The 19288-nt window shown below is 60.7% G+C and carries 13 protein-coding genes and 1 pseudogene; 12 read left to right on the top strand and 2 right to left on the bottom strand.

Annotated elements, in window-relative coordinates; genetic code table 11:
• The first annotated feature begins 127 nt into the window (after positions 1-127).
• The 12 genes and pseudogenes from F0169_RS05390 (at position 128) to F0169_RS05335 (ending at position 15183) form a co-directional block, all read left to right on the top strand.
• On the top strand, positions 128-1636 hold the full coding sequence (locus tag F0169_RS05390) for an HAL/PAL/TAL family ammonia-lyase (protein WP_152745937.1): 1509 nt from the start codon (positions 128-130) through the stop codon (positions 1634-1636).
• 19 nt (positions 1637-1655) lie between these two features.
• The gene (hutH, locus tag F0169_RS05385; protein WP_122251973.1) at positions 1656-3194 is read left to right on the top strand and encodes a histidine ammonia-lyase; all 1539 of its coding nucleotides are present in this window, start codon (positions 1656-1658) and stop codon (positions 3192-3194) included.
• A 42-nt stretch (positions 3195-3236) separates the two neighbouring features.
• Positions 3237-4442 (top strand): imidazolonepropionase, encoded by a 1206-nt coding sequence (gene hutI, locus F0169_RS05380; protein WP_152745936.1) that lies wholly within the window; start codon positions 3237-3239, stop codon positions 4440-4442.
• A gap of 11 nt (positions 4443-4453) precedes the next feature.
• Positions 4454-5254 carry an N-formylglutamate deformylase gene (gene hutG / locus F0169_RS05375; protein ID WP_058411850.1) on the top strand — a complete coding sequence of 267 codons (801 nt, stop codon included), beginning with the start codon at positions 4454-4456 and terminating at the stop codon, positions 5252-5254.
• Between the two features lie 179 nt (positions 5255-5433).
• Positions 5434-6405, top strand: coding sequence for a prolyl aminopeptidase (gene pip / locus F0169_RS05370; RefSeq protein ID WP_058411849.1), 972 nt, complete (start codon positions 5434-5436; stop codon positions 6403-6405).
• On the top strand, positions 6402-6839 hold the full coding sequence (gene dtd / locus F0169_RS05365; protein ID WP_152745935.1) for a D-aminoacyl-tRNA deacylase: 438 nt from the start codon (positions 6402-6404) through the stop codon (positions 6837-6839). The genes pip and dtd overlap by 4 nt, the downstream gene beginning before the upstream one ends.
• A gap of 266 nt (positions 6840-7105) precedes the next feature.
• A pseudogene (locus tag F0169_RS05360) lies at positions 7106-8880 on the top strand (glucan biosynthesis protein G).
• Positions 8873-11443, top strand: coding sequence for a glucans biosynthesis glucosyltransferase MdoH (gene mdoH, locus F0169_RS05355; protein WP_058411847.1), 2571 nt, complete (start codon positions 8873-8875; stop codon positions 11441-11443). The pseudogene F0169_RS05360 and the gene mdoH overlap by 8 nt, the downstream one beginning before the upstream one ends.
• Before the next feature lie 187 nt (positions 11444-11630).
• Positions 11631-12440, top strand: coding sequence for a transporter substrate-binding domain-containing protein (locus tag F0169_RS05350; RefSeq protein WP_152745934.1), 810 nt, complete (start codon positions 11631-11633; stop codon positions 12438-12440).
• Positions 12441-12651: 211 nt separating this feature from the next.
• Positions 12652-13449, top strand: coding sequence for a transporter substrate-binding domain-containing protein (locus F0169_RS05345; RefSeq protein WP_058411860.1), 798 nt, complete (start codon positions 12652-12654; stop codon positions 13447-13449).
• Positions 13450-13496: 47 nt separating this feature from the next.
• Entirely contained in the window at positions 13497-14456 is a 960-nt protein-coding gene (locus F0169_RS05340; protein ID WP_152745933.1) for an amino acid ABC transporter permease, read from the top strand.
• Positions 14449-15183: an ATP-binding cassette domain-containing protein gene (locus tag F0169_RS05335; RefSeq protein ID WP_172979338.1), complete on the top strand. Its 735-nt coding sequence runs from the start codon at positions 14449-14451 to the stop codon at positions 15181-15183. Before F0169_RS05340 ends, F0169_RS05335 begins: the two co-directional genes overlap by 8 nt.
• Positions 15184-15228: 45 nt before the next feature.
• Here F0169_RS05335 and F0169_RS05330 read toward each other — a convergent pair whose 3' ends face one another.
• Together F0169_RS05330 and F0169_RS28585 are read right to left on the bottom strand one after the other, a co-directional pair.
• Positions 15229-17133, bottom strand: a complete 1905-nt coding sequence (locus F0169_RS05330) for a methyl-accepting chemotaxis protein (RefSeq protein ID WP_152745931.1) — start codon at positions 17131-17133, stop codon at positions 15229-15231.
• A gap of 136 nt (positions 17134-17269) precedes the next feature.
• Entirely contained in the window at positions 17270-19186 is a 1917-nt protein-coding gene (locus tag F0169_RS28585) for a HAMP domain-containing methyl-accepting chemotaxis protein (RefSeq protein WP_152745930.1), read from the bottom strand.
• Positions 19187-19288 lie beyond the last annotated feature (102 nt).

Here is a 19288-nt window from a genome sequence, read left to right as displayed (position 1 = left end):
GCCCTTTCGCGAGCAAGCCCGCTCCCACATTTGGAATGCATTTCCCCTGTGGGAGGGGCGGTTCGACGCTTCGACTTGCTCCCGAAGAGGCCAGTGAAGCTGCACAAGAATTGAAGAAGGTACAAAGATGTCACAGGCAGCAAAAATCATCATCGCCGACGGCCCGCTGCGTTGGCAGGACGTGGTCGCCGTCGCACGCTTTGGCGCCGTACTCGAACTCTCGGGCCAGGCCTGGGCGCGCATCGACAACGCCCAAGCCATCGTGCAGCGCATCGTCGCCAGCGGCGAACGTGCGTATGGCGTCAACACCGGGCTGGGCGCGCTGTGCAATGTGTCGCTTAAGGGCGAGCAACTCAGCCAGTTGTCGCGCAACACTTTGCTGAGCCACGCCTGTGGCGTCGGGCCGGCGCTCAGCGACGAGCAAACCCGCGCGATCATTTGCGCCGCAATTATCAATTACAGCCACGGCAAATCCGGCCTGCACCCGCAGGTGGTGCAGGCGTTGCTCGCGCTGCTCAACCACGGCATCACGCCGCAGGTGCCGTCGCAGGGTTCGGTGGGTTATTTGACCCACATGGCCCACGTGGGCGTGGCCTTGCTCGGTGTTGGCACGGTGAGCTATCGCGGCCAAATCGTCAGCGCACAACACGCCCTGAACGCCGAGGGTTTGCAGCCGGTGGTGCTCGGCGCCAAAGACGGCCTGTGCCTGGTCAACGGCACGCCATGCATGACCGGCCTGAGCTGCCTGGCCCTGGCTGACGCGCAGCATTTGTTGCAATGGGCCGACGTGATCGGCGCCATGAGTTTTGAAGCGCAGCGCGGGCAGATCGACGCGTTTGACGAAGAAATCATCGCCCTCAAACGCCATCCAGGCATGCAGCTCGTCGGCAGCAACCTGCGTGCCTTGCTCGACGGCAGTGAGGTGATCGCCAGCAGCAAAGGCCTGCGTACCCAGGATGCCTTGAGCATTCGCTCGATCCCGCAGATTCACGGCGCAGCGCGTGACCAAATACAACACGCGACTCGCCAGGTCGAGACCGAACTCAACAGCGCCACCGACAACCCGCTGGTACTCGGCACGCCGCACAACTACCGCGTGGTTTCACAGGCCAACCCGCACGGGCAGTCTGTGGCGCTGGCCGCCGACCTTATGGCCATCGCCATGGCCGAAATCGGCTCGGTGGCCGAACGCCGCCTCGACCGCCTGATCAACCCGCACGTCAGCGGCTTGCCGGCCTTTCTGGTCAGCGACCCCGGGGTTAACTCCGGGATGATGATCGTGCAGTACGTCGCCGCGTCCTTGTGCGGGCAAAACCGCCAGTTGGCGCAACCGGCGGTGCTCGACAACTTCGTCACCTCGGGCCTGCAGGAAGACCACCTGAGCATGGGCACCAACGCCGCGCTCAAGCTGCATCAGCTGTTGGCCAATGTCACCCAAATTCTTGCCATCGAGTACTTGCTGGCGGCCCAGGCGTTCGAGTTTCTCAAGGGCCAGCGTTTCGGCGCGGGCACCGACAAGGCCTGGCGTTTGTTGCGTGAGGTCGTACCGGCTTACGCGCAAGACCGTTGGCTGGCGCCGGATATTGCGAGCGCCGCCAAGCTGCTTAAAGACACCGCTTTACCCCATTTGCGTTGAACAATAATTTTCAAGGAGCATGAATGTGACTGCGCTAAACCTGATTCCAGGCCAACTGAGCCTTGCCCAACTGCGGGCCATCTACCAGCAGCCGGTAACCCTCAGCCTGGATGACAGCGCCACGGCGCAGATCGACGCCAGTGTGGCCTGCGTGGAGCAGATACTCGCCGAGAACCGCACCGCCTACGGCATCAACACCGGTTTCGGCCTGCTGGCCTCGACCCGCATCGCCAGTGCCGACCTTGAAAACCTTCAGCGTTCCCTGGTGCTGTCGCATGCCGCCGGTGTCGGCGAGCCGATCAGCGACGCGCTGGTGCGGCTGGTCATGGTGCTCAAGGTCAACAGCCTGAGCCGTGGGTTCTCGGGGATTCGTCGGCAGGTCATCGACGCGCTGATCGCGCTGATCAATGCCGAGGTGTACCCGCACATTCCGCTGAAAGGTTCGGTCGGCGCCTCCGGCGATTTGGCGCCACTGGCGCACATGTCGCTGGTGCTGCTGGGCGAAGGCAAAGCGCGCTACAAGGGCGAATGGCTGGAGGCGACCGAGGCGCTGAAAGTCGCCGGGCTGACGCCGTTGACCCTCGCCGCCAAAGAAGGCCTGGCGCTGCTCAACGGCACCCAGGTGTCTACCGCCTATGCGTTGCGCGGCCTGTTTGAAGGTGAAGATTTATTCGCCGGCGCACTCGCCTGTGGTGCCCTGACCGTCGAGGCTGTGCTGGGCTCGCGCTCGCCGTTCGACGCGCGTATTCACGCGGCGCGTGGCCAGCGTGGGCAGATCGACTCGGCGGCGGCGTATCGCGCGCTGCTGGGTGAAAGCAGCCAGGTGTCGCAGTCGCACCAGAACTGCGACAAGGTGCAAGACCCGTACTCGCTGCGTTGCCAGCCGCAAGTCATGGGCGCCTGCCTGACCCAGTTCCGCCAGGCCGCCGAGGTGCTGGTGGTGGAAGCCAACGCTGTGTCGGATAACCCGCTGGTGTTTGCTGCCGAAGGTGACGTGATTTCCGGCGGCAACTTCCACGCTGAGCCGGTGGCCATGGCCGCCGATAACATGGCGTTGGCCATCGCCGAAATCGGCTCGCTGAGTGAGCGGCGTATCTCGCTGATGATGGACAAGCACATGTCGCAACTGCCGCCGTTTCTGGTAGGCAATGGCGGCGTGAACTCCGGTTTCATGATCGCCCAAGTCACCGCTGCGGCGCTTGCCAGCGAAAACAAAGCACTGGCGCATCCGCACAGCGTCGACAGCCTGCCAACCTCGGCTAACCAGGAAGACCACGTGTCGATGGCGCCCGCTGCGGGCAAACGTCTGTGGGAAATGGCCGAGAACACCCGTGGTGTGTTGGCGGTGGAATGGCTGGCGGCATGCCAGGGCCTGGACCTGCGCAACGGTTTGAAAACCTCGCCGACGCTGGAAAAAGCCCGCGAAATTCTGCGCGACAAAGTCGCGTTCTACGACAAGGACCGGTTCTTCGCCCCCGACATCATCGCCGCCACCGAGCTGCTCGCCAGCCGCTGCCTGAATGAGCTGGTGCCTGCGCAACTGCTGCCGAGCCTCTGAGCCCGCAAGGCTTTGTCTCATCGATAATTCAGGGAGGCGTTGATGAAAACGCTCTGGCAACACTGCCACATCGCAACCATGGCCGACGGCAAGTATTCGATCATCGAAGACGCCGCGCTGGTCACGCACGGTTCGCTGATCGCATGGATCGGCCCGCGCAGCGAACTGCCGGCCGCAGATTATGCGCAGGTGCATGACCTGCAAGGCGCATGGGTCACCCCGGGGCTGATCGACTGCCATACCCACACGGTGTTTGGCGGCAATCGCAGCGGCGAATTCGAGCAGCGCCTTGAGGGCGCAAGCTACGCCGACATCGCCGCCCAGGGTGGCGGCATCGCCAGCACCGTACGCGCCACCCGCGCAGCCAGCGAAGATCAGCTGTTTGACAGCGCCCACAAACGCTTGCGCAGTTTGCTGCGCGATGGCGTGACCACGGTGGAGATCAAATCCGGCTATGGCCTCGACCTTGCCAGCGAGCGCAAGTTGCTGCGGGTGATTCGTCGCCTCGGCGAAGCGCTGCCGGTCAGCGTGCGTGCCACCTGCCTTGCGGCTCACGCGTTGCCGCCGGAGTACAAGGATCGCGCGGACGACTACATCGATCACATCTGCGACGAGATGCTGCCGGCACTCGCCGCAGAAGGGCTGGTGGACGCGGTGGACGCCTTTTGCGAATACCTGGCCTTTTCCCCGGCGCAGGTGGAACGCGTGTTTAAAGTCGCCCGGCAACTTGGCCTGCCGGTGAAGTTGCACGCCGAGCAACTCTCGTCGCTGCACGGGTCCAGCCTGGCCGCGCGTTACCACGCGTTGTCCGCCGACCATTTGGAATTCATGACCGAAGCAGACGCCATCGCCATGGCGGCGTCCGGCACCGTCGCCGTGCTGCTGCCCGGCGCGTTTTACTTCCTGCGCGAAACCCGGTTGCCGCCGATGGACGCTCTGCGCAAACACGGCGTGAAAATCGCCATCGCCAGCGACCTTAACCCCGGCACCTCGCCGGCGTTGTCGGTGCGGCTGATGCTGAACATGGCCTGCACGCTGTTTCGCATGACCCCGGAAGAGGCGTTGGCCGGTGCCACGCAACACGCCGCCAGCGCGTTGGGCATGGGCGACACGCACGGTTCGCTGGAAGTCGGCAAAGTCGCCGATTTTGTCGCCTGGCAAATTGATCGCCCCGCTGATCTGGCCTACTGGCTGGGCGGCGAGTTGGATAAACGCGTGGTGCGCCACGGCGTCGACGTGACTGTTTAAGGAGGAGTGTTGTGGATAAGGTTCTGAGCTTCAAACAAGGCCGCGTGCCGCTGCTGATCAGCATGCCGCATGCAGGGTTGCGCCTGACGCCTGCGGTTGAGGCCGGGTTGATCGACGCGGCGCAAAGCCTGCCGGACACCGACTGGCATATCCCCACGCTGTACGACTTTGCCGAGGCGCTGGGTGCCAGTACGTTGGCAGCCGAGTACTCGCGGTTTGTCATCGACTTGAACCGGCCCTCGGACGACACACCCTTGTATGCCGGCGCCACCACCGGGCTTTATCCGGCAACCTTGTTCGAGGGCGTGCCGTTGTTCCGTGAGGGGCTGGAGCCGTCCAAGGAGGAGCGCGCTACTTACCTTGAGAAAATTTGGGTGCCCTACCACCGCACCCTGCAAGACGAGCTGGCACGGCTCAAGGCCGAGTTTGGTTACGCACTGCTGTTTGACGCGCATTCGATTCGCTCGGTGATCGCGCACCTGTTCGACGGCAAGCTGCCGGACTTCAACCTCGGTACCTTCAACGGCGCTGCCTGCGACCCGGAACTGGCCAGCCAGCTGGAAGCCATCTGCGCCACTCATCCGCAGTACACCCACGTGCTCAACGGGCGCTTTAAGGGCGGGCATATCACCCGGCACTACGGCAACCCGGCGCAGGCTATTCACGCGGTGCAGCTGGAGTTGTGCCAAAGCACTTATATGGAAGAGTTCGAGCCGTTCCGTTATCGCACCGACCTGGCCGAGCCGACACGCGTGGTGCTCAAGCAGTTGCTGCAAAGCCTTCTGGCGTGGGGGCGCAAGCGCTACGGCTGATAAGCCATGAAGTGAGGGCTGTTGTGGCGAGCCTGCCGCAACAGCCCGCTCGCCACAGGGCTGAAACACGTCTAATTGCTCAAGGACATGCTCATTGCACAATTCGGGTTTATGATGCCGGACGGCAAGAATAATCGACGTCCCCCCAGGGATGGACCCGACACCCTACGGAGCGCGCAATGCAGACTTGGTACCCGCAGATCAAACCCTATGCCCGCCACGATCTGGCAGTCGATGACACCCACACGCTGTACGTCGATGAAAGCGGCTCCCCCGAAGGCTTGCCCGTCGTATTTATCCATGGTGGCCCTGGCTCCGGTTGCGACGCCCAAAGCCGCTGCTACTTCGATCCAAACCTGTACCGAATCGTCACCTTCGACCAACGCGGTTGCGGTCGCTCCACGCCTCGCGCCAGCCTCGAAAACAACACCACGTGGGACCTGGTCGCAGACCTTGAGCGTATCCGTGAACACTTGGGTATCGATAAATGGGTGCTGTTCGGCGGCTCCTGGGGCTCGACCCTGGCGCTGGCCTACGCGCAAACCCACCCCGAGCGCGTGCACGGCCTGATCGTGCGCGGCATTTTCCTGGCGCGCCCGCAGGATATTCGCTGGTTCTACCAGGAGGGCGCGAGCCGCCTGTTTCCGGATTACTGGCAGGACTACATCGCGCCAATCCCGGCCGATGAGCGCCACGACATGGTCGCCGCTTACCACAAACGCCTGACCGGCAACGACCAGATTGCCCAAATGCACGCGGCCAAAGCCTGGTCCGGCTGGGAAGGGCGCATGTTGGGCCTGTGCCCGAGCCCGCAGCACGTTGAACGGTTTTCCGAGCCGCAGCGTGCGCTGTCCATCGCGCGTATCGAATGCCATTACTTCACCAACAACTCCTTCCTGGAGCCCAACCAGCTGATTCGCGACATGCACAAGATCGCCCATCTGCCTGGCGTAATCATCCATGGCCGCTACGATATGATTTGCACGCTGGACAATGCCTGGGACCTGCACCAGGCGTGGCCCAACAGTGAGTTGCAAGTGATTCGCGAAGCCGGCCATGCCGCGTCCGAGCCCGGCATTACCGATGCATTGGTGCGCGCAACCGGCGAGATGGCACGGCGCCTGCTTGATCTGCCACCAGAAGAAGCATGAAGGGCCTGTTGCAACGGGTGAGTGGCGCCCGGGTCGAAGTCGCGGGGGAAATTGTAGGGGCGATTGATCAGGGTTTGCTGGTGCTGGTGGCCGTCGAACCTTTAGATACGCAAGAGAGCGCCGACAAACTGTTGCACAAGCTGCTTAACTATCGGGTGTTCAGCGACGACGAAGGCAAGATGAACCTGTCGTTGAAGGATGTCGGTGGCGGTTTGCTGCTGGTCTCGCAGTTCACCCTGGCGGCGGATACCAAAAGCGGGTTGCGGCCGAGCTTCTCCACGGCGGCGCCTCCAGCCCTCGGGGCAGCGCTTTTTGATCACTTGTTGTTACAAGCGCAACAATTGCATGGCAAGGTGGCTTCAGGGCGTTTTGGCGCGGATATGCAGGTGCATTTGGTCAATGATGGCCCTGTGACATTCCTCATACAGACATGAATGGTTTAAAAACGACTTTAATGCCTAAAAACGTACGGTTTCGCTACAAATACTTCGTTGTCCCTGATGCGTTGTACCGCGGGCTACTAGATAATCGCGCGCTACGGGGATCAGCGTTGTTTGGTCCATTTTTGACTTAGGTAGAGACTTGTCCGACGTTCATTGGGGAATCATTTTCACCCAAGGGAGTCGGAACAATGCTCGCCAACCTGGCATATAGATAGCTGGCCGTTGGTTTTTTGATTCGTTTTCGGCGAGGGTTGCTCGTGATTGTTAGTCCCTGTAATGCACCAAAATTGTCTGCCAAACGGTTACGAAACGCACTGGTAACGGGCTCTGCCCTGTTTTGCCTGTTCGGCGCGGGTCAACTGTGGGCATTCAGTCTGGATGATGTGTCGGCCAAAGCTAAAGAGCTGGCCGGGCAAAAATACGAAGCACCGCGCAGCAATCTGCCGAACGAATTTCGCGAAATGAAATTCGCCGATTATCAGAAAATTCGCTTCCGTAACGAAAAAGCCGAGTGGGCCGATCAGAACACGCCGTTCAAGCTGTCCTTCTATCACCAGGGTATGCACTTTGATACGCCGGTGAAAATCAACGAAGTGACTGCCGACAGCGTGCATGAGATCAAGTACGACCCGACGCGTTTCGATTTCGGCGACGTGAAATTTGATCCAAAAGCCACCGAACAACTGGGTTATGCCGGTTTCCGTGTGCTGTACCCGATCAACAAAGACGACAAACAAGACGAAATCATGACCATGCTCGGCGCCAGCTACTTCCGCGTCGTTGGTAAAGGCCAGGCGTATGGCCTGTCCGCGCGTGGCATGGCGATCGACACTGCGTTGCCGTCCGGTGAAGAATTCCCGCGTTTCACCGAGTTCTGGATCGAACGTCCAAAACCGGGTGAAAAACAGCTGGTGATCTTTGCTCTGCTGGACTCGCCACGCGCTACCGGCGCCTACCGCCTGACGCTGCGCCCTGGCACCGACACCATCGTTGACGTCAAGTCGCAGATGTTCCTGCGCGACAAGGTCACCAAACTCGGCGTTGCGCCGTTGACCAGCATGTTCCTGTTCGGCGCGAACCAGCCGTCGAAAGTGCTCAACTACCGTCGTGAGCTGCACGATTCCAGCGGCCTGTCGATTCATGCCGGTAACGGCGAGTGGATCTGGCGCCCACTGAACAATCCAAAACACCTGTCGGTCAGCAACTTCAGCGTCGAGAACCGCGCGGGTTCGGCCTGCTGCAACGTGGCCGCGACTTTAGCCACTACGAAGACCTCGACGACAACTACGACAAGCGCCCAAGCGCCTGGATCGAGCCTGAAGGTGATTGGGGCAAGGGTTCCGTTGACCTGGTAGAGATTCCGACCGCCGATGAAACCAACGACAACATCGTTGCGTTCTGGAGCCCGGCCGAATTGCCAAAAGTCGGCGAGCCGCTGGACATCAGCTACCGCCTGCACTGGACCATGGACGAAAAAGCCCTGCACCCGGCTGACAGCGCGTGGGTCAAGCAGACCCTGCGTTCCACCGGTGATGTGAAGCAATCCAACCTGATCCGTCAGCCGGACGGCAGCGTGGCGTACCTGGTGGACTTTGAAGGCCCGTCCCTCAAGAACCTGCCGGCAGACGCCCCGGTGCGCGCCCAAGTAAGTGTTGGCGACAACGCCGAAGTGGTTGAAAACAGCGTGCGTTACAACGAGCACACCAAAGGCTGGCGCTTGACCCTGCGCATGAAAATCAAGGACGCAGGCAAGCCGACCGAAATGCGCGCGGCGCTGGTCGAGGACATCCCGGAGCCAGAACCTGAGGCTGTTTCGACCCAAGTGCTCAAGGCCGACAAGGTTTTGGCCAAGCAACACGAGAAGCAAGCCAAGAAAGACGCGAAGGACGCAAAAGACGCGAAAGACAAGGAAGATAAGGACGCCAAGCAGCCAGAAGCTGCCCCGGCCACGCCACTCTCTAACCCGGAGCCGGCCAAGACAGAACACGTCCTGACCGAAACCTGGAGCTATCAGTTGCCTGCCGATGAGTAATTCTCAAGCCACGCCAGAGACTTTGTCCGAGTACCTGGCGCACCTCCCGATGACTGCAGAGCAGCGCGCCGAACTGGCGGGCTGCAACTCTTTCAGTGAGCTGCACGAACGTTTGTCGTCAAAAACCTTCGACGCCCCGACCGACGCTGCCCAAGCGTCGGTCGGCCGTCGGCTGACCCTCAACAGCGCCGAAGAGCTGCAAGAAGCCGAAATGCTCGGGCTCGACGCCAGTGGCCGGGTTTGCCTGAAGGCTACGCCGCCGATCCGTCGGACTAAAGTGGTGCCAGAGCCTTGGCGCACCAACATTTTGGTGCGCGGTTGGCGCCGGATGACCGGTCGCACCAACCCGCCGGCTCCGCCGAAGGATGAACGTGTATTGCCGGCCGCGCGCTGGCGTACCGTGGGGTCGATTCGTCGTTACATCCTGTTGGTGCTGATGCTCGGCCAAACCATCGTCGCCGGCTGGTACATGAAAGGCATCATGCCGTACCAGGGCTGGTCGCTGGTCGACTTCGACGAGATCCGCAACCAGACGCTGCTGCAAACCGCCACTCAAGTGCTGCCGTACGCGTTGCAAACCAGCATCCTGATCATGTTCGGGATCTTGTTCTGCTGGGTGTCGGCCGGTTTCTGGACTGCGCTGATGGGCTTCCTGGAGCTGCTCACAGGGCACGATAAATACCGTATTTCCGGTAAAAGTGCCGGTGATGAGCCGATCCCCAAAGAAGCGCGCACCGCACTGGTAATGCCGATCTGCAACGAAGACGTGCCGCGGGTATTTGCCGGTTTGCGCGCCACGTTCGAGTCGGTGGCCGCCACAGGCGACCTCGACCGTTTCGATTTCTTCGTACTCAGCGACAGCAACGACGCCGACATCTGCATCGCCGAACAGCAAGCCTGGCTCGACGTGTGCCGCGAAGCCGGTGGTTTCGGCAAGATTTTCTATCGCCGCCGTCGTCGTCGCGTTAAACGTAAAAGCGGCAACCTCGACGACTTCTGCCGTCGTTGGGGCGGTGAATACAAGTACATGGTCGTGCTCGACGCCGACAGCGTAATGAGCGGCGAATGCTTGACCAGCCTGGTGCGCTTGATGGAAGCCACCCCGGATGCGGGGATTATCCAGACCGCGCCACGGGCGTCGGGCATGGACACCTTGTATGCGCGCATGCAGCAGTTTGCTACCCGCGTTTACGGCCCGCTGTTCACCGCTGGCCTGCACTTCTGGCAGTTGGGTGAATCCCACTACTGGGGCCACAACGCGATCATCCGCATGAAGCCGTTTATCGAGCACTGCGCCCTGGCGCCGTTGCCGGGCAAGGGCGCGTTTGCCGGTTCGATTCTGTCCCACGACTTCGTTGAAGCCGCGCTGATGCGCCGTGCCGGCTGGGGCGTGTGGATTGCCTACGACCTGCCGGGCAGCTACGAAGAACTGCCGCCGAACCTGTTGGACGAACTCAAGCGTGACCGTCGCTGGTGCCACGGCAACCTGATGAACTTCCGCTTGTTCCTGGTCAAGGGCATGCACCCGGTGCACCGTGCGGTGTTCCTGACCGGCGTTATGTCCTATCTGTCGGCGCCGTTGTGGTTCTTGTTCCTGGTGTTGTCCACGGCCTTGCTGGCGGTGAACACGTTGATGGAACCGCAGTACTTCATGGCCCCACGCCAGTTGTACCCGCTGTGGCCACAATGGCACCCGGACAAGGCGGTGGCGTTGTTCTCCACCACCATCGTGCTGCTGTTCCTGCCCAAATTGCTGAGCATCATCCTGATCTGGGCCAAGGGCGCGAAAGAGTTCGGTGGCAAGTTCAAGGTAACGCTGTCGATGCTGTTGGAGATGCTCTTCTCCATGCTGCTGGCACCGGTGCGGATGATCTTCCACACGCGTTTCGTACTGGCCGCGTTCCTCGGCTGGGCCGCGACCTGGAACTCGCCGCAGCGTGACGACGACTCCACGCCATGGGGCGAAGCGATCAAGCGCCACGGCACGCAGACCTTGCTCGGCTTCTTCTGGGCGCTGCTGGTGGTGTGGTTGAACCCGAGCTTCCTGTGGTGGCTGGTGCCGATCGTCGGTTCGTTGATGCTGTCGATCCCGGTGTCGGTAATTTCCAGCCGGGTTAACCTCGGTCTCAAGTCCCGCGACGAGAGCCTGTTCCTGATTCCTGAGGAATACAATCCGCCGCAAGCCTTGCTCTCGACAGAGAAATACACCCACGAGAACCGCTGGCATGCCCTGCATGACGGGTTTGTGCGTTCGGTGGTCGACCCGCAGCAGAACGCGTTGGCTTGCGCCCTGGCGACCTCGCGTCACCGTGAGGCGGAGCCCATCGAGTTCCTGCGCATCGAGCGTGTTCGCCATGCGTTGAAAGTCGGCCCCGCCGGCCTCAACAACGGCGAGCGCGTGGCGTTGCTCAGCGACCCGGTGGCACTCGCCCGTCTGCACGAACAGGTGTGGAGCGAGGGTCATGCTGAGTGGCTCGACGCTTGGCGCGCATCGGTCAAGGCCGATCCGCACGCGCCTTTGCTGCCGCTGCAACCGCTGTCATCGCAGGCCCAACCGGCCTGATTCAGACGCCCCCGAGGGTTCACCTCGGGGGTGTTTCAAGCGCTGGTCCTACAGCGTTTTGCGCCTCTTCCCTTGATTACCAAGCCCTTGTTATTTCGACACAAAAGACCTTTGTTCGAAGCGTATTGCCGTGCCTGCGACTGGGTTAGCATCGCCCCCCGAAAACTGATTCGCCACGGGGGTATTCATGATCAAAAGGTATTGTTCGGCATGGCTTATCGGCCTTGTAGCATTGGGTTATGCAGGTTGGCTGAGTGCCGGCGCGCTGGATGACGCCGTTCGACGAGGTGTGCTGAAAGTCGGCACTACGCCCACCTATGTGCCCTTTGAGATGACCGACAAGCAGGGGCGCATCGTCGGCTTCGAGATCGATTTGCTGCAGGCGATGAGCCGTGCCTTGGGCGTCAAGCTTGAACTGGTCGCGGTGCCCTACAGCGAATTGCTGCCGGGGTTGATCGAGAAAAAATTCGACCTGATCGGCAGCGGCATGACGGTCACGCAGGAGCGCAATCTGCAACTGAACTTCAGCGACTCCTTTATCGTGGTCGGCCAAACCGTGCTGCTGCATCCCAGCCTTGCCGGCAAAATTTCCAGTATCGAAGACCTCGACGATGCGGGCTACCGGATCGCGGCCGCCGAGGGCACCACCGGGGAAGCCGCAGCCAAACGCTTTCTCGGGACGGCTCAGTTGAGCAGTTTCGCCACCGCAGATGAGGCCGTGCGGCAGGTGGCGGAAGGCAAGGCGGATGCATTTGTTAACGATGCGCCGTACAACCTGATCGCCATGACCCGGCCGGAAAACCGCGCGCTGTTGTCACTTGAGCAGCCGTTTACCTTTGAACCGCTGGCGTTCGGCCTGAAAAAAGGTGATTACGACAGCCTTAACTGGATCAATCATTTCCTCAACCAGGTGGCACAGGACGGGACCTACGATCGCCTGCACGACAAATGGTTTAACGACACCGCCTGGATGGCGGAGATCGACTGGTCGTCATAACTACTTACACATCAATCAATTACCGATTCCTTGCGCTGATGCGTCTGCCGCCTGCGCTGTTCTGCACCGTTGTGGGGCTTTTCCGACACGCGCCGTTAACATTTACCCGTGAAACCTTTGTGACGGGCATCGAGTGGGTTAGCATCGCACCCCGAATTGGTGCAGCCCTTTTGCGCGCCGACCTTACAAGAATCGTTCAGGGGACTTGATGATGAAAAAGTATCTTTCGACGCTGATGCTCGGCCTTGCCGCGCTGGTTGCCGCGACGGCGGCCCACGCTGGCGCCATCGATGACGCGGTCAAGCGTGGCACCTTGAAAGTCGGCATGGACCCCACCTACATGCCGTTCGAAATGACCGACAAACGCGGTGAAATCATCGGCTTCGAAGTCGACATCCTCAAGGCCATGGCCAAGTCGATGGGCGTCAAGCTGGAGCTGGTGTCCACCGGTTATGACGGCATCATCCCGGCCTTCCTGACCGGCAAGTTCGACATGATCGGCAGTGGCATGACCCTGACCCAGGAACGCAACCTGCGCCTGAACTTCAGCGAACCGTTCATCGTGGTTGGCCAGACCCTGCTGATTCGCAAAGACCTTGAAGGCACCATCAAGTCCTACAAAGACCTCAATGACGAGAAATATCGCCTGACCTCCAAGCTCGGCACCACCGGTGAAATGGTCGCCAAAAAGCTGATCTCCAAAGCCAAGTACCATGGCTATGACAACGAGCAGGAAGGCGTGCTCGACGTGGTCAACGGCAAGGCCGATGCCTTTGTGTACGACGCGCCGTACAACGTGGTTGCCGAGAAAAAAGTCGGCCTTGGCAAGCTGGTGTTTCTGGACGAACCCTTCACGTTTGAGCCGTTGGCGTTCGGCTTGAAGAAAGGCGATTACGACAGCCTCAACTACATCAACAACTTCCTGCACCAGATTCGCAACGACGGCACCTACGATCGCATCCATGACAAGTGGTTCAAGAGCGCCGAGTGGCTCAAGGACATGGAATAAGCTCAAGCTACTGCGAGTGAGCGCCCGCCCTTTTTGGATGTTGAGTAATGAAACAGAAAAAAGCCCAGTGGCCCTGGCACCTGCTGACCGTGGTTGTGTTGGTTGGCCTGGCGGGTGCGTTGTACTACGCCACCTCGCTGATGTCCTACGAATGGCGCTGGAACCGCGTGCCGCAATACTTCGCCTACCAGGCTGAAGAGTCCCAGCGCGCCGCCGACATTTCCACCGTGATTGAGTTGGTGCGCAAAGGCGACGTCGCCGAAGTCACCCTGCGCAACGACGCCGGCGCAGAGCAAACGCTGAGCGTGGCCAGCAACAGCCTGCAAGTGGCGCGTGGCGATGACGTGGCCGAAGGCGATGTGGTGGGGGTTACCCGGCATTGGGCGCTGGGGCCGCTGATGTGGGGTTTGTGGACCACGTTATGGCTGTCGGTGGTCTCCGGCGTGTTGGGCTTGGCGATTGGCTTGGCGACGGGGTTGTGCCGTTTGTCGAGCAACCCGACCTTGCGCGATCTGTCGACGATCTACGTCGAGCTGGTGCGCGGTACGCCGCTATTGGTGCAGATATTCATTTTTTACTTCTTCATCGGCACGGTCCTTAACCTGTCGCGGGAGTTCGCCGGGATCGCCGCCTTGTCGCTGTTCACCGGTGCCTACGTGGCGGAAATCGTGCGCGCGGGTGTGCAGTCCATCACCCGAGGCCAGAACGAGGCCGCACGCTCACTGGGCCTGAGTGCCGGCCAGTCGATGCGTCACGTGGTGTTGCCACAAGCGTTCAAACGCGTGCTGCCGCCGCTGGCCGGGCAATTTATCAGCCTGGTCAAAGACACGTCCCTAGTGTCGGTCATCGCGATTACCGAACTGCTCAAAAGTGGCCGCGAAGTGATCACCACCTCGTTTTCGCCGTTTGAAATCCTGTTTTGTGTGGCAGGCCTTTACCTGCTGATCAACCTGCCGCTGTCAAAAATGGCCAGCCGGCTTGAGCGGAGGCTTGCGCAAAGTGATTGAAGTTCGCGACCTGGTAAAAGTCTTCGACACGCGTGGCCACGTGGTGCGCGCGGTAGACCACGTCAGCACACACGTCGCCAAGGGTGAAGTGCTGGTGGTGATCGGCCCATCGGGGTCGGGTAAATCCACCTTTCTGCGCTGCCTTAACGGTTTGGAAGAATTCGACGCAGGCTCGGTCAGCATCGACGGCCTGCAGTTGGCCGACCCGAAAACCGACGTGAACGCCTACCGCCGTGAAGTCGGCATGGTGTTCCAGCACTTCAACTTGTTCCCGCACATGACCGTGCTGGAAAACCTCTGCCTGGCGCAAAAAGTCGTGCGCAAGCGCGGCAAAAAAGAGCGGGAAGCCAAGGCGCTGGCGTTGTTGGAAAAGGTCGGTATTGCACAAAAGGCCAACGAGTTTCCCTCGCGGCTGTCCGGTGGTCAGCAACAACGCGTGGCGATCGCCCGCGCGTTGGCCATGGAACCCAAGGTGATGCTGTTTGACGAGCCCACCTCGGCCCTCGACCCGGAAATGGTCGGCGAAGTACTCGACGTGATGAAGACCCTGGCCCTGGAAGGCATGACCATGGTCTGCGTCACCCACGAAATGGGTTTCGCCCGCGAAGTGGCGGACCGCGTGCTGTTCTTTGATCATGGCAAGTTGCTCGAAGACGCCTCCCCGGCGGAGTTTTTCGGCGCCCCCAAAGACCCGAGAGCCCAAGCCTTCCTGCGCCAGGTGCTGTAAACCCTGTGGCGAGCAAGCCCGCTCGCCACAGAAGTTTGCTCGCCGCTAGAGCCTGAACTTGCCAACCAGTGCCTGCAAGTCACCGCTCAGGCGCGTCAATTGCACGCTGGCCGCCGCCGTTTCCTCACTGGCGGCAGCGGTTTGCTCCGACACATCCCGTACCTTCAACACGCTGCGATTGATCTCTTCGGCCACCGCGCTTTGCTGCTCGGCGGCGGCGGCAATCTGCGGGTTCATTTCCTGGATGATCGACACGGTACGGGTAATCGCTGCCAATGCATCACCTGCATTGCGGCTCAAGTCGACACTGCCGTCGGTCAAGGTGCGGCTACCGTCCATGATGTCAGCCACTTGTTGGGTGCCGGCGTGCAAGCCGACGATCAGCCCTTCGATTTCTTCGGCCGCTTCCTGCGTGCGCCGCGCGAGGTTGCGTACTTCATCGGCGACCACCGCAAAACCTTCACCTGCCGCGCCAGCCCGCGCTGCCTCGATGGCCGCGTTCAGGGCTAGCAGGTTGGTCTGCTGGGACACGGATTTGATGACGTCCAGCACGCCGCTGATCTTTTGGCTCTGATGCTGCAGCGCAATCATCGCTTGGCTGGAACGCGTCATTTCATGGGCCAGGTGGCCTATCTGCTCAATGGCTTGCGCGACCACCTTGTCGCCGACGCTCGCTTGTTGATCCGCCTCATTCGCCGCGACCGATGCCTGTTCGGCGTGCCGGGCGACTTCCTGGGCGGTGGCGAGCATTTGATTCATGGCCGTAGCAACCTGGTCGGTCTCGTCTTTTTGGTTATTGATGCCAGCGCGGGTCTGCTCGGTGACCGCTGACAATTGCCCGGCCGCGCTGCTGATCTGCCGAGCGCTGTCGCCGATACCACTGATCAAACTGCGCAGGTTGCGGGTCATTTGCCCGATGCTGTGTTGCAACTGGCCCAGTTCATCACGGCGATCCACCTGAGTGTCATGGCTCAAGTCGCCGTCGGCGATACGGTGGGCGACGGTCAGCACTTCTCGCAGCGGCAGGGCAATTTGCCGTGCGATCCACCACGCGGCCAGCACGCCCAGGAACAAGGCGGCCGCTGTCACGCTGATCAACAATGTGCGGGTGTTTTCAGCCTCGCTGTCACGTTTGGCGTTCTGCCCCTGGCTGAGCAAGTGGCTTTGCTCGCGCAATCCATTGAGCTGTTGTTCAAAGCGGTTTTGCACGGTTTCGGTGTTGAGCTGGGCCTCCTTGAGTTTGATCAATTGCTCGAGATAATTAGCCAGGTCGGTTTTCAGCTTTGTCGCGTCCACCGGTAGAGTGGCGACCTTGTTTTGAGCCACCTGCATAACGTCGAGCGCTTTGTCGACGGCCTCGACATAAACCGGCAGCGATTCTGCGGCCCATGCCGGGCTCTGGGCGCGATCCTCGGCCAGTTCCATGGCTTGGCGCAGGTGCTCGATCGCGTCCAGTGCCGCCTCGTCTTGTTGGTCGGGTAAGTCGCTGGCGAACTCTGCAAGCGTATCGCTGGCTTGCAGCGCGGCGCGCTTGAGCGTGGGGCGAATGCTCTCGCGTTGCTCGACCAGTGGCGGCAGCAGTACCAGCGCCGCCTTGAAACCCTCCACCAGACGCGTCGATTCTTGAAGTTTCTGCAGGTCGGACGGGTCTTTCAATCGGTCTGAAAGCTCAGCCAAATACTCGTCAATCTTTTTGATTTGCGCAGACATAGTGCTCAGGCTGTCGGCGCCCGTGAGGGTACGGTACACGAGGCGTTCGGCGCGCATGGCCTCGGCGTCGACGGCCAGTTGCGCCAGAGTCGTCAGGCTGCTGGAGCGATACAGCGCGGCGTTTAACGCGTGCCAGCCTGTCACTGCGATCATGAAGCTCAAGATCAGCACTTGGGCGAAACCCACGGCGAGTTTGAGGTGGACGCTGGCGTTGGCCAGAAAACCGGTCAGCCGAAACATGGTGAACCTCCAAATCAGAGAGAGCGCTGCTGATGAAACGCTAATTCGATTTGGGGCAATGGCGGGCTGATAACTGCGTAGGAAATTTCACAAGTTGCGCGGTGCGGCGGCCTGGATTGGCCGCCGCACGGGCTAATCAGATACGAAAGCGGCCTACAAGCGTTTGCAAGTAGATGCCCAGGCGCGCCAATTCTGCGCTGGACGCGGCGGTTTCTTCACTGGCCGAAGAGGTCTGTTCAGACACATCACGCACGTTCAACACGCTGCGGTTGATCTCCTCGGCCACGGCGGTTTGTTCCTCGGCGGCGGTGGCGATCTGCGAGTTCATCGCCTGGATGGCCGATACCGTGCGGGTGATGTTAGTCAGCGCCTGACCCGCGCGACGGGTTAATTCGACGCTGCTTTCAGTGAGGCCACGGCTGTTGTCCATGATCGTCGCCACCTTGTGGGTGCCGCTTTGCAGGCCGACGATCAACTCTTCGATCTCTTCGGTGGACTTCTGGGTGCGCTGGGCGAGGCTGCGCACCTCGTCAGCCACCACCGCAAAACCACGTCCGGCTTCACCGGCACGCGCCGCTTCAATCGCCGCGTTAAGCGCCAGCAAGTTGGTTTGCTGGGCGACCGACTTGATCACGTCGAGCACGCTGCCGATCTTGTCGCTTTCGCGCTGCAAGTGGCCCATGGCTTCGGTCGAGTTGCCGACTTCGGTGGCCAGGCGTTCGATCTGGGCGATGGCTTCACCCACCACCTTGTCGCCTTCGCGGGCTTGCTGGTCTGCGGCCACGGCGGCTTCGGACGCCTCCTCGGCGTTACGCGCCACCTCCTGCACGGTCGCGGTCATTTCATTCATCGCGGTGGCGACCTGGTCGGTCTCGATCTTCTGGCTGTTGACCCCGGCGCTGGTCTGTTCGGTTACCGCTGACAGCTGTTCGGCGGCGCTGGCGATTTGGGTAACGCCGTCGCTGATGCCGCCGATCAACTCGCGCAGGCCCACCGTCATGCTTTGCATGGCGCGTTGCAACTGGCCCAGTTCATCCTGGCGTGTGGAGGTCAGGTTGTGGCTCAAATCGCCGGAGGCCACGCGTTCGGCGACCAGCAGGGTTTGGTTCAGCGGCAGGGTGATCTGACGGGTGATGGCCATGGCGGCCACCAAGCCGAAGATCAGCGCCAGTGCGCTTGCCAATAGCAGCAGTTGCTTGGCGTGCGCGACATCGACATCGCGTACGAGCGTTTGCGAAAGGGTAAGTTTTTTGCTGCGATCAATCAGGATGTCGCCTTGCTCAGCCATCTTTTTCGTCGCCGCGAGGATGGCGACCTGGGAGTCGCCGAATTGGCTGACGGCCGCACGGTAGGCTTGTAGAGAAACGCTGGCCTGTTGCAAGTTGGTGGCGTATTGCTCGGGCACTTGGCCGTCAAGCGCGATGATTTTTTTCAGGGCATTATCGATGGCATCCAGCGCCGGCTGTTGCGCTTCAGGTTTGCCGCTGTAGGTGTAACCGCGCACTTGAAAACGCGCCTGCTGAATCAGCTTGCTCAGGTCGACCACGTTGTTGAACTGGGTGACGCTGTCACCTTGCAGCAAGGCTTTTTCGACTTCGCCGACCTTGAGCACTGCATTGTCGGCGGTATCGCCCAGCTTGCTGCGGGCGTTTTCACGGTTGGCGCCAGCCTGGACCATCTCGCTGAACGCGGCTTTGTATTGTTCAATCGCGACCAGTTGTTGGTCGACCAGCAAGTTGTCGACTGGTTGATCGATCAGGTCGTCGGCGGTTTTGAGGCTGCTTTCAAGCTTGCCCACCAATTCGTTTACGGCCGCGGGGCCTTGTTCGCCCCGGCGCATTTCGTAGTCCAGGCGAGCCAGGCGCAGGTCTTTGGTCAGTTCAGTCAGGCTTGAGATATAGCCCAGTTTGTCACCGCGACTTGTCACATTGCCTAACCCGGCCCAGCCGGTGAAAGTGATCATTAGCGTGAGGATCAGAACCAGGCCAAAGCCTACGCCCAGCTTGGTTTTGACGCTGACATTCCCCAGCTTTTCGGCTAACCGACGATACATGCTGCAACCTCCCTGATACAACGCTTGGACTTATTTCAGGGTTATCGGCCTGGATACACAATTCTGTAGCTGTGCTGTATCCCCGCCATCGGGAGCAAGCCC

It is taken from the genome of Pseudomonas kitaguniensis, from assembly GCF_009296165.1.
In the GTDB taxonomy this organism is placed as follows: domain Bacteria; phylum Pseudomonadota; class Gammaproteobacteria; order Pseudomonadales; family Pseudomonadaceae; genus Aquipseudomonas; species Aquipseudomonas kitaguniensis.
This window is presented reverse-complemented; position numbering and strand designations above follow the sequence as displayed.

What these genes read in the sequence shown, in the direction of transcription:
- hutI (WP_152745936.1), top strand. Translation starts at nt 3,237, where the DNA reads ATGAAAACGCTCTGGCAACACTGCCACATCGCAACCATGGCCGACGGC.
- pip (WP_058411849.1), top strand. Translation starts at nt 5,434, where the DNA reads ATGCAGACTTGGTACCCGCAGATCAAACCCTATGCCCGCCACGATCTG.
- F0169_RS05390 (WP_152745937.1), top strand. Translation starts at nt 128, where the DNA reads ATGTCACAGGCAGCAAAAATCATCATCGCCGACGGCCCGCTGCGTTGG.
- F0169_RS05345 (WP_058411860.1), top strand. Translation starts at nt 12,652, where the DNA reads ATGAAAAAGTATCTTTCGACGCTGATGCTCGGCCTTGCCGCGCTGGTT.
- F0169_RS05340 (WP_152745933.1), top strand. Translation starts at nt 13,497, where the DNA reads ATGAAACAGAAAAAAGCCCAGTGGCCCTGGCACCTGCTGACCGTGGTT.
- dtd (WP_152745935.1), top strand. Translation starts at nt 6,402, where the DNA reads ATGAAGGGCCTGTTGCAACGGGTGAGTGGCGCCCGGGTCGAAGTCGCG.
- F0169_RS28585 (WP_152745930.1), bottom strand. Translation starts at nt 19,186, where the DNA reads ATGTATCGTCGGTTAGCCGAAAAGCTGGGGAATGTCAGCGTCAAAACC.
- F0169_RS05350 (WP_152745934.1), top strand. Translation starts at nt 11,631, where the DNA reads ATGATCAAAAGGTATTGTTCGGCATGGCTTATCGGCCTTGTAGCATTG.
- F0169_RS05330 (WP_152745931.1), bottom strand. Translation starts at nt 17,133, where the DNA reads ATGTTTCGGCTGACCGGTTTTCTGGCCAACGCCAGCGTCCACCTCAAA.
- mdoH (WP_058411847.1), top strand. Translation starts at nt 8,873, where the DNA reads ATGAGTAATTCTCAAGCCACGCCAGAGACTTTGTCCGAGTACCTGGCG.
- hutH (WP_122251973.1), top strand. Translation starts at nt 1,656, where the DNA reads ATGAATGTGACTGCGCTAAACCTGATTCCAGGCCAACTGAGCCTTGCC.